9 protein-coding genes and 1 pseudogene are annotated in these 9757 nt (G+C 66.7%); 8 read left to right on the top strand and 2 right to left on the bottom strand.

The window, feature by feature from the left end; genetic code table 11:
- The first annotated feature begins 102 nt into the window (after positions 1–102).
- The 4 genes from ACWDNU_RS43820 to ACWDNU_RS43835 all read left to right on the top strand — a co-directional run bounded on the left by ACWDNU_RS43820 (position 103) and on the right by ACWDNU_RS43835 (position 4647).
- Positions 103–1266: a hypothetical protein gene (locus ACWDNU_RS43820; protein WP_370932205.1), complete on the top strand. Its 1164-nt coding sequence runs from the start codon at positions 103–105 to the stop codon at positions 1264–1266.
- Positions 1267–1398: 132 nt separating this feature from the next.
- On the top strand, positions 1399–2877 hold the full coding sequence (locus tag ACWDNU_RS43825; protein WP_449673197.1) for a hypothetical protein: 1479 nt from the start codon (positions 1399–1401) through the stop codon (positions 2875–2877).
- A gap of 90 nt (positions 2878–2967) precedes the next feature.
- Positions 2968–3135, top strand: coding sequence for a hypothetical protein (locus tag ACWDNU_RS43830; protein WP_370932207.1), 168 nt, complete (start codon positions 2968–2970; stop codon positions 3133–3135).
- Between the two features lie 9 nt (positions 3136–3144).
- Positions 3145–4647 carry a hypothetical protein gene (locus ACWDNU_RS43835; RefSeq protein WP_449673198.1) on the top strand — a complete coding sequence of 501 codons (1503 nt, stop codon included), beginning with the start codon at positions 3145–3147 and terminating at the stop codon, positions 4645–4647.
- Positions 4648–4651: 4 nt separating this feature from the next.
- Here ACWDNU_RS43835 and ACWDNU_RS43840 read toward each other — a convergent pair whose 3' ends face one another.
- Positions 4652–5290 (bottom strand): double zinc ribbon domain-containing protein, encoded by a 639-nt coding sequence (locus ACWDNU_RS43840; protein ID WP_370932209.1) that lies wholly within the window; start codon positions 5288–5290, stop codon positions 4652–4654.
- 199 nt (positions 5291–5489) lie between these two features.
- Here ACWDNU_RS43840 and ACWDNU_RS43845 point away from each other — a divergent pair, with 199 nt between their 5' ends.
- Genes ACWDNU_RS43845 through ACWDNU_RS43860 form a run of 4 tightly spaced genes read left to right on the top strand, consistent with a single transcriptional unit; the run spans position 5490 to position 8286 of the window.
- Positions 5490–6068, top strand: a complete 579-nt coding sequence (locus ACWDNU_RS43845) for a YbaB/EbfC family nucleoid-associated protein (protein ID WP_449673199.1) — start codon at positions 5490–5492, stop codon at positions 6066–6068.
- Positions 6068–6403 carry a hypothetical protein gene (locus ACWDNU_RS43850; protein WP_449673200.1) on the top strand — a complete coding sequence of 112 codons (336 nt, stop codon included), beginning with the start codon at positions 6068–6070 and terminating at the stop codon, positions 6401–6403. Before ACWDNU_RS43845 ends, ACWDNU_RS43850 begins: the two co-directional genes overlap by 1 nt.
- An 8-nt stretch (positions 6404–6411) precedes the next feature.
- On the top strand, positions 6412–7473 hold the full coding sequence (locus ACWDNU_RS43855) for a hypothetical protein (protein ID WP_370932212.1): 1062 nt from the start codon (positions 6412–6414) through the stop codon (positions 7471–7473).
- A 3-nt stretch (positions 7474–7476) separates the two neighbouring features.
- Positions 7477–8286, top strand: a complete 810-nt coding sequence (locus tag ACWDNU_RS43860; RefSeq protein WP_449673201.1) for a hypothetical protein — start codon at positions 7477–7479, stop codon at positions 8284–8286.
- A 63-nt stretch (positions 8287–8349) separates the two neighbouring features.
- Here ACWDNU_RS43860 and ACWDNU_RS43865 read toward each other — a convergent pair.
- Positions 8350–9757 (bottom strand): annotated as a pseudogene (locus ACWDNU_RS43865) (DNA-directed RNA polymerase subunit beta'); the annotation flags it as partial.

Genomic DNA, 9757 nt, shown 5'->3' on the forward strand with positions numbered 1-9757 from the left:
GCAAGGCCGCTGAGATCTACGACGGCCACGAACAAGACACCGTCATGAAGTTCGGCAAATTCGAGACGAAGATCGACGGGCCGCGCTGAGCAGGGGGAAACCATGGGACAGGACAGCATCGCCGACGGGGTGAAGCTCCACGACGACCACCGCGGCGAAAACGCGTTCGAGCGCAAACTGCACGAGACCAAAGAGGCCACGGCGCACACCCCGTTCGTCGGCAAAGGCGTCAGCACCATCTCCAACGCCTACGACAAGTTCTCCAAAGCCGACAGTGTCGGCGACGTCGCCGCAGCGAGTGGCCAACTGCTTCAGGACGGAGCGGGTTTCGTCGCCGGGGCGACGATGGACATGGCGAGCTTCGCGCTCGACCCGGTGGGCTGGCTGGTCAGCAACGGCCTGAACATGCTGCTGGACCTGATCCAGCCGCTCAACGACGCGTTGCACTTCGTGACCGGCGACGGTCCCGCGCTGGAGAAGGCGGCAGGGGACTTCGTCGCGATCGGCACGGGTTTCGTGAAGCTGGCCGACGATTTCGTCAAGACCGGCGACGAGGCCCTCAAGGACTGGGAAGGCGAGGGCGGAGAGGCGGCCAAGAAGGCCTTGGCCGAGTTCGCGCAGGGCATCAACGGCATCGGCTCGGCCGCCAGCTCTGTCTCCGACACCCTGAAGATGTGGTCGATGGTCATGACCGTCATCGAGGAGGTCGTCAAGGCGATCATCTCGGAACTGGTCAGCTGGCTCATCTACATCTGGCTGCCCGCGCTGGCGGCGTCGATCGTGAGCCTCGGCTCGTCTGTCGCGGGTGCGATGGCCGCGTCCGTCGCGAAGGCGGCGAGCGCGATCGGCAAGATCACCAAACACCTCGGGAAGCTCGGCAAGCTGCTCGACAAATTCATGGGCTTCCTCATGAAGTGGAGCGACGACCTGGTCAAGCAGGGCTCGAAGCTCACCAAGGCGGGCAAGGTCGGCATGACCCCCGGCCAGGAGAAGGCGATCACCGGCGCTTTCGCCAAGGGACTGAACGCACAGGGCGCCGCATACAGCGAAGCCGCGAAGGACGTCTTCACCAGCGTCCCGCGCAAGTTTTTCGACGAGACCGTCAAGGCGACCACCGGTGTCGCACCGGGCGACTTGTCCAAGGGTTCGGCTTACACCACCAAATCGGCGTACAAGGCGACGGACAAGGCGATCACGAACCTGAAAGGGGATCATCCCGGCAACGGTCAGAGCGTCGAAGAAACCAAGGACGACCTGGACATCTGACCGGCCGCGCCGAGGCCTCGGTCCTGCCTCGCACGCGACAGCGGGCCTGCTCGGCGCGTACTACCCTCGCCCTGCCACAGCACAAGACCTCTTCACCCGGGTGCCGAAGAGCAGCCCACAGGAGCCGCGAAAATGGCAGCACTGCTCGAACCCTGGTACATCGTCGGCGGCTACGTCCTGACGCTGCTCCTGCTGCTGCTCGCCGGCCGGTTCGAGAGCCGCAGCGTGGTCAAGACCGCCATCTGCGAAGCACTCAGCGTCGCCGCGCTGTTCGGGACGACGCTGTACTGGCTGACCGCCGGGACCGAGAGCAGCGGGCCGGCCATCGGCTGGGTATGCATCCCGCTCGCGATGGCCGGGTTCGCGCTCTGGCGGATTTTCCGGCAACGGTTCTGGATCCGGCGGCTGGGCGCCGTCGGGGAGCCGACTTTCGGGGTTCTTCCCCGGCAGGGCCGCACCGTCGCGATCACCGAACCCGATCGTCCGAGGACCCGCGGCATCGCGGAGTTCGAGCACCAAGGGCACCGGCTGCTGGGCGTCGAGTATTCCTCCGGTACGCCCGACGGCGTGCTCGATTCGGTCGCCAATCAGGTCGACGGGATCTACACCCTCGTGGAGCTGCGGATCCCCGCCGGGCCGACCCTGGTGATCAGCCCGCGGACCAAGGCCTTCGAGCCGGAACTGTTCACCCCGCTGGAAGACGCCAAGATCACCCGCAACCAGGCCGGTTCGCCGAAACCCTCCGCGGCGCTGACGGCGTTCGAACTGGATCCGGACTTCGACCGGCGGTTCGAGGTGACCACGAGCGACCCGGAGTTCGCCCGCCAGGTGCTCACCGGCGAGGTCCGCGAGATGATCATGACCGACCTGTGGTTCCGGGTGCACGAGGTCGTGTTCGACCACGACGCGATGTGGACCGCGGAAGCGGGCGGGCTGACCGAAGAACGGGTCTTGGGCAACGGGAGGCGGCTCGCCATGCTTGCCGTTCAACTGCCCTCCGGCCAGTGGACCAGCTCCGCGGCGACCGGCTTCCGGCGGGTGACCGCACGCGCCGAAACCAGCTACGACCTGTGGTACGGCGCTCGAGGCGGACTGATCCGGACCAAGCTGAACCGCCGCCGGGAAGCGCGGGACCGGCAGCCGGTGACGTCCACGTCGCTCGCGATGCGCTCGCTGGTCGCGGCGGTCATGCTGCTCGCCGCCATGCTGGCGATCGGAAATTCGATTCTCGTCATGAACGGCCAAGGCACCGAGGTCGAGCTGAAAGTGACCTGGATCGACCGAGGCGCCGCGCCGGTCTGCCGCGGAAGCTCGGGAAAGTGCACCGGGGGCTCCGCCGCCCGGGTTCGCGGCACCTATGTGTTCGACGGCTCCGCCTACACCTCGACCACCCGGTGGTCCGAGGAAATGCCGGAGGTCGGCGACGTCGTCAAGGTTCAGCTCGGGCCGTTGTGGTGGAGCCCGATCTTCGAGAGCTCCAGCGCCGCTCAGGGAGTCATCTTCGTATGCGCTTTTCCCTTGCTGTTCGGTCTCCTCATCGTGAAAGCGACCTACTGGCCAAGGGCGTCGCGGCGGCTCCGGAAGACGCGTGAACCGGTAGCCGCGGTCTGACCGCTCAGACCCGGTGCCCGCACTCCGCGCAGGACACCGCACCAGCCTTGGATTCCTTCCCGAACTATCCACAATAGACAGTCGGGGCCAGTGAACCCGGCCGACTTCAAGAAGGGCTCGGCGTACGTGGGCAAGGGCATCTACGACGCGGCCGACAAGACGATCAGCAATTCCCGCGACGTCCACAAGTCAGAGGAAGCCACCGACAAGGCGGGACCGCATTCCGAAGAAGACACCCGCGAAAATCTCGACATGTAGGGTCGCCGCGTGACGGACGAGCTGATTGTCCCTGGGTATTTGTTCGGCGGCTACGCACTGGCCCTCGCTCTGCTCTGGATCGCCGCCTGGGCCGAGCGTCGCAGCGCGGTCCTCGCGGCGGTGTTCCATACGCTCTGCGGGATTACGGTGTCCCTCACGACGCTGTATTGGTTCTCCGCCAGCGTGGCCGTACATCCGCTGGCTTGGTACGGCGTGCCGCTGGTCGTCACCGCGCTGCTCGCCTGGCGGGGCTGGCATCAGCAGCGCTGGGTCACCCGCGTCGACTCGACCGGCGAACCCAGCTTCGGCTTCCTGCCTCGCCACGGGCTCTCCGTCCCGCGGGACCATCCCGATCCCTGGCCGAGCCGGGCCACCGTCGAGTTCACTCACCACGGGCACCGGCTGCTCGGGATCGAGTATTCGACCGAATCTCCGTACCGGGACGAGAATTTCCGCCGGAAGTCGAAGCTGGCCGAAGCGCTCGGCTCGATCTGCTCGGTCGTGGAACTGCGCATCCCGAATGTGCCCGCGCTGACCGTCTCGCCGAAGACCAAAGCCTTCGCCCCGGACCATTTCACTCCGCTGGAAGACATGCGGATCAACCGCAACCAGTTCAGCTGGTTGCGGCCGGACACCACTCTGCACGAATTCGAGGTCGACCCCGAATTCGACCGCCGGTTCTCCGTCTACACCTCGGATCCGGAATTCGCGCGGGAGATGCTGACCGGCGAGGTCCGCGAACTGATTCTGAACGACCGGTGGTTCCGGGTCCACCAGGTCGCGTTCCGCGAGGACGCGATCTGGACCACCGACACCGGCGGGCTGACCGAAGACCGGATGTTCGACAACTCCCGCAAGCTCGCGATGCTCGCCGCGGTCGTTCCCTCGGCGATCTGGGAGAAGTGGGCTGGCGACCGGCGATTCCGCTCGGCCGCGACCAGTGCCGACACCCGCTACGACGCGTGGATCGGCAAGCGCGGCGGGTTCATCCGCACCCCGCTCAACCGCAGGCGCGACGCCCGGGACCGGCAACCGGTCACCTCGGTTTCGCTGACCGCGCGGACTCTCATCGCGCTCGCCCTGATCGGCATCGGCGTGGGACCTGCGGGCAATTCGATCGCCGTGCTGACCAGGCTGGCACCGCAGGTGCAAGCGACCGTCTCGCGGGTCAGCGAAGGCGGCACCCGCCATTGCGTAACCACGAGCGGCGGCATGTCCTGTACCGCGGACCGGGCCGAGGTCGACGGAACCTACGAGCACGACGGCAGTACGCGCGAAATCACCGCCGACTGGTCGCAGAATGACCTTCCAGCGCGCGGTGCCGTCGTCGACATCGCGGTCGGCCCGTTCTGGGGACATCCGGGATATCAGGTCGGCTCGGCGTTCGCGGCCGTCGATCTGCTCGGCGCGTTGATCTGGCTTGTTCCGGGGCTCCTGCTGATCAAACGCACTTACTTCCCGAGCGTCCCCCGCCGGGTGCGCAAGCGGCGCGAAACCCTCGCCAAGGTTTGACCACTCAGAGCCGGTGTCCGCAATCCGCGCAGAACACCGCACCCGCCTTGGATTCCTTGCCGCATTCTCCACAATGGACAGTCGGGGCCAGTGAACTCCCACACCCCGTGCAGAACTTCCCGCCGTTCACCTTCAGGCCGCAATCAGGACAGGTGAGTTTCGCGCGAGTGCCCAGATCCAGATCCTTGGTCCAGTTCTTCTCGCGCGCCTGGTCCCAGATCTGGTCCCGCTGCGCCGCCGCCTGCGCGCGCGAGATCTCCTCCGCCACGATGGGCGAACAGCGCAGGCACTGGCCGATTTCCTCGTTCCAGCACTGATCCGCGCACATCCAGTCGCTGCAACCACGACACTGGCGGAAGCGCGGGGTGATCTCCTCGACCGCCGCGGTCAGTGCGCGGTCCTTTGCCGACGAGTTCGTCGCCCGGTCGTATTTCCACTGGTCCGCGGAGCTGCTCAGCTGCTGCAGCGTCCCGCCGAAGAAGGAGCCCACCGCGCGCAGCATGCTGCGTCCGGTCTCCATCGCGTCCCGCTGGAACGCCGAGCGGTACCCGTTTCCGCAGCGCTCGCAACGGAACTCGAACTGGTACCCCTGCGCGTTGGAGAGATCCGAGAAGTTGTCCGTGAACGGCACGACATCAGCCACGCGCGCGAATGTAAGGCAGCCGGAGGAAACCCACGACCGTACAAGTACCGTCTCCGGACCCGCTACGCACCGCGACCGTGCCCGAGGGCCGCACGTCAGGGCGTTTTTTGCGGTTTTGCCGTGTTTAGTCGGATACCGTCCGTAAAATGCCGGATTGGGCCATAACGGCAGGCATTCAAACACGGGGTGGGGAGACGGCATGTCCGACGAGTTCGACCGGCTGGTCGCGGAGTTCGACCGGTTCCAATCGAGGCTGCGCCGGGTGGACGAGCAGTTCTCCGGCATCGCCCAGATGCAAGAGGAACTGAGCGCGCTCGAAGCGACCGCGACGTCGCCCGACCGGTCGGTCACCGTGGTCGCCGGTCCGGGTGGGTCGATCAAGGACATCCAGGTCACCGATGCCGCGCTGCGCCGCGGCGGGGCGGAGTTGTCCGGGATGGTGATGGCGACCCTGCACCAGGCGGTCGCCGAGTCCGCGCGGCAGCAGGCCGTGCTGGTGGACCAGCACACGGGCAACTCCATGCAGCTCACCGAGCAGGTGCTGGAAACCCAGGCCGAACTGCTGGGCACCGACGTCGAGGAATTGCGCGCCGCGATGGAACGGGGCGCGCCCGCGCCGCAGCGGAGCGTCGAGGAGGAACAGCACGAGGACTACTCCGAGAGGGAACTGCTCGCCGACCCCGAGGAGAAGACCCCTCCCCCGCCGCCGCCGTCCTCGGCCGGGTCCGCCGGGGACGACTTCCTGAAAAACCTGTTCGACGACGAGGACCACCGCTGATGGCCGGCTACCAGGTGCAGACGGCGAAGCTCTACGACTACTCCCGCCAGCTAGCGGGCAACAAGACGGCGGTCGCCGGGGTCAAGGGCAAGGTGTCCCAGGCCGACGTCGGCGACGAGTCCTGGGGCGTCGTCGGCATCTTCGTCAAGAGCAAGTACACGAGCATGGTCGACGACCTGAAAGACCTGCTGGCCGCGATGGAAACCGGCCTGCAGTCCGCCTCCGACAAGATCAACCGTGCCGGCCAGTTCTACGACCAGACCGAAGAGGATCACTGCCGCAGCTGGAAAGACGTCATCGGCAAGATCGACAACCTCGGCAGCGGACAGAAGTAGGGGGCGGGATGTCTGATCCGTTGGGCAAGATCGAGATCAAGCCGGAGGACAGCACCGGCAAGAAGATCGTCAACGCGCTGCCGGTGGTGGGCGGCGCGGTGAAGATCTACGACGCGGGCACCAGCGACGCGATCAAGGCAGGCGACACCGCGACCGGGCTGAGCGGGGTGGTTTCCGAGACGACCAACTTCGTCCAGTCGTGCGCGGAAACCGCGATGAGCATCAGCACCGACCCGATCGGCTGGCTGGTCGGCCAGGGACTGAACTTCCTGCTGGCCGTCTGCGACCCGCTCCAGGACGCGATCCACTTCGTCAGCGGCGACGGGCCGGCGCTGTCCAAAGCGGCCGAGAACTTCACGGCGATCGGGCGCGGGCTGGAGCAGTTCGCGCACCAGTTCAGCGAGCAGGCGAAGAGCTCGCTCTCGCAGTGGGAAGGCGGCGCGGCCGAAACCGCGGCGGAGAAGCTGGCCAAGTTCTCGACCGGGATCACCGGCACCGCCGACCAGGCCGGCGACATCGCGACGATGCTGCAGGTGTGCAGCATGGCGATGACCGTCATCGAGGACTTCATCAAGGCATTGCTGACCGAGCTGATCACCTGGCTGATCATGATCTGGATCCCGGCATTGGCCGCCGCGGTCCCGTCGTTCGGAGCATCCACCGCGGCGGCGGGCACGGCGACCGGGGTGCGCGCGGCGTCTACCGCGGGCAAGGCGACGAAACAGGTCAGCAAGCTGCAGAAGCTGCTCGACATGATCAAGGACTTGATCGCCCGGTTCCAGACGTTCTTCAAGGCGGCCAAGGACGAGGTGGCCAAGATGGCCATGGAAGGCGGCAAGACCACCGCCAAGCGGGCCGCCGACGGTTTCGGGAAAACCGTCGGCGGGAAGCTGCTGGACGAGGCACGGTCGCAGGTCGGGCTCCGAAGCCACGACAAGAACGATCCCGACCTGCCAGTCAAGCCAGGGAAACCGTTGGGACACCTGGAGAACGCGCGCAAGGCCGTCGAGTACGCGGCGACCGGGGACGGAACTTCGAAAGACGAGACCACAAAAGATCTGGAGTTCTGAGGCGTGGCTCGCGCACTGCACGACACTTGGGTGTGGCTCGGACCGATCGTCGGAGTCCTGGTACTGGTCGTGCTCCCGAGTGTTCTCGGCTTTCGCTGGCATCTGAAGAAGAAGCGAGCGAAGCAAGCCTGGCTGGCCGCATTGCACGCGGTGCCCGAGGAACTGGGCGGATCCATGGTCGCCGATCTGAAATACGGGCGGCCCCGGTCCGCGCAGCGCCGGAAGCCTCTTGGCGAGCTGTACCGGCCGAAGACCATCTCGGAGGGCATGAGCTTCCCCAGCAGTCCTCCGACCGTCGAGTTCGCGGCTGACCTGCCGCGGCGGGACCGGCAGTTCCGGGTCAGCGCGTACTGGTGCACGCTCCGGGTCGGGGCCAACAGCACCAGAAGGATCTACGAGTACACCATCGAAACCAAGGTCGGGCCGACGCCGAGCATGAAGATCGCCAAGGCGTACCCGACCGATCCGGTGCGGATGTTCGGGCGGACCATGGCGTATTTCAACTACCAGCAAAGGCTGTTCGAAGCGGAGGCGCGAACCTCGCCGTCGGCCGCCCGCTGGGAGCAATTCACGTCGTCCGAGAACGAGTTCACCGGATACGCCAGCGATCAGGACCTCTCGGCCCAGGTCACCTCCCCGGAGACCATGGACTGGCTGCGCGGCAACCACGAGCTGCTTCCGGACCTCATCGGCCTCGATCGCGGGTGGTGCTACGCGGTATACCGGGACGAGATCGACCCGGCGACCCTGGTCGCCAGAATCGACCTGGTCGCCGGCTTCCTCGACCGGATCGACGTGCCCGCCGCGGTCTGAGCACACAAACGAAAACGCCCCCGGTCACGAGGACCGGGGGCGTTTCGTTCAAGCGGAGCGGGATCAGCGGAAGTCGCGACCGAAGTCGTAGTCGTCCAGCGGAACCGCGGCGCCGGTGCCCGAACCGAACACGTCCGGGGTGTAGTAACCGTCGTCGTAGGACGGGATCGCGTACGCCGCGACCCGCGCCTCCTCGGTCGGCTGCACCTGGATGTTCCGGTACTTGTTGATGCCCGTACCGGCCGGGATGAGCTTACCGATGATGACGTTCTCCTTGAGGCCGACGAGCTTGTCCGAGCGGCCGTTGATGGCCGCGTCGGTCAGGACTCGCGTGGTCTCCTGGAACGAGGCCGCCGACAGCCACGAGTCCGTGGTCAGCGACGCCTTCGTGATGCCCATCAGCACCGGACGCCCCGATGCCGGCTCGCCGCCCTCGGCGACCGCGGCCCGGTTCGTCGCCTCGAACTTCGTCCGCTCGGGCAGTTCGCCCGGCAGGAAGTCCGTGGCACCGGAGTCGATGATCGTCACGCGGCGCAGCATCTGCCGCACGATGACCTCGATGTGCTTGTCGTGGATCGACACACCCTGCGCCCGGTACACCTTCTGGACCTCGTCCGTGAGGTGCATCTGCGCTTCGCGCGGGCCCATGACGCGCAGGACCTCGTGCGGGTCCGGCGTGCCCTCGAGCAGCTGCTGGCCGACGTTGACGTGGTCGCCGTCGCCCAGCGGGCCGTTCGGGGTGTTCGCGAGCCGCTGCCGCTTGGACAGCTTGTCGAAGACGATCTCCTCCGACCCGTCGTCCGGGATCAGGGTGATCTTCCAGAACCGCTCGCTCTCCTCGATCCGCACGCGGCCGTCGACGTCCGCGATCGGAGCCTTGCCCTTCGGCACGCGAGCCTCGAAAAGCTCGGTGACACGGGGCAGACCGGTCGTGATGTCGTCACCGGCGACACCACCCTGGTGGAACGTACGCATCGTCAGCTGCGTGCCCGGCTCACCGATCGACTGGGCGGCGACAATGCCGACCGCCTCGCCGACGTCGACGAGCTCGCCCGTCGCCATCGAACGGCCGTAGCAGGTCGCGCACACCCCGACCGCCGACTCGCAGGTCAGCACCGAGCGGACCTTCACCTTGGTGATGCCGCTGGAGATGAGCTTGTCCAGCGCCGGGTCGCCGATGTCGTCGCCGGCGTTCAGCACGACGTTGCCCTTGGCGTCCACCGCGTCCGTCGCGAGGTTCCGCGCGTACACGGAGGTCTCGACGTGCTGGTCGCGCACGACCTTGCCGTCGCCGAGGTCCTCGCCGATCGGCATCATGATGCCGCGCGTGGTGCCGCAGTCGACCTCGCGGACGATGACGTCCTGCGAAACGTCCACCAGACGACGGGTCAGGTAACCCGAGTCAGCGGTACGCAGCGCGGGGTAAGGCGCGTTGCCGGCCAGGTCGGCGATCGCGGACGGCTCCTCGACC

The organism is Amycolatopsis sp. NPDC003676 (assembly GCF_053587275.1).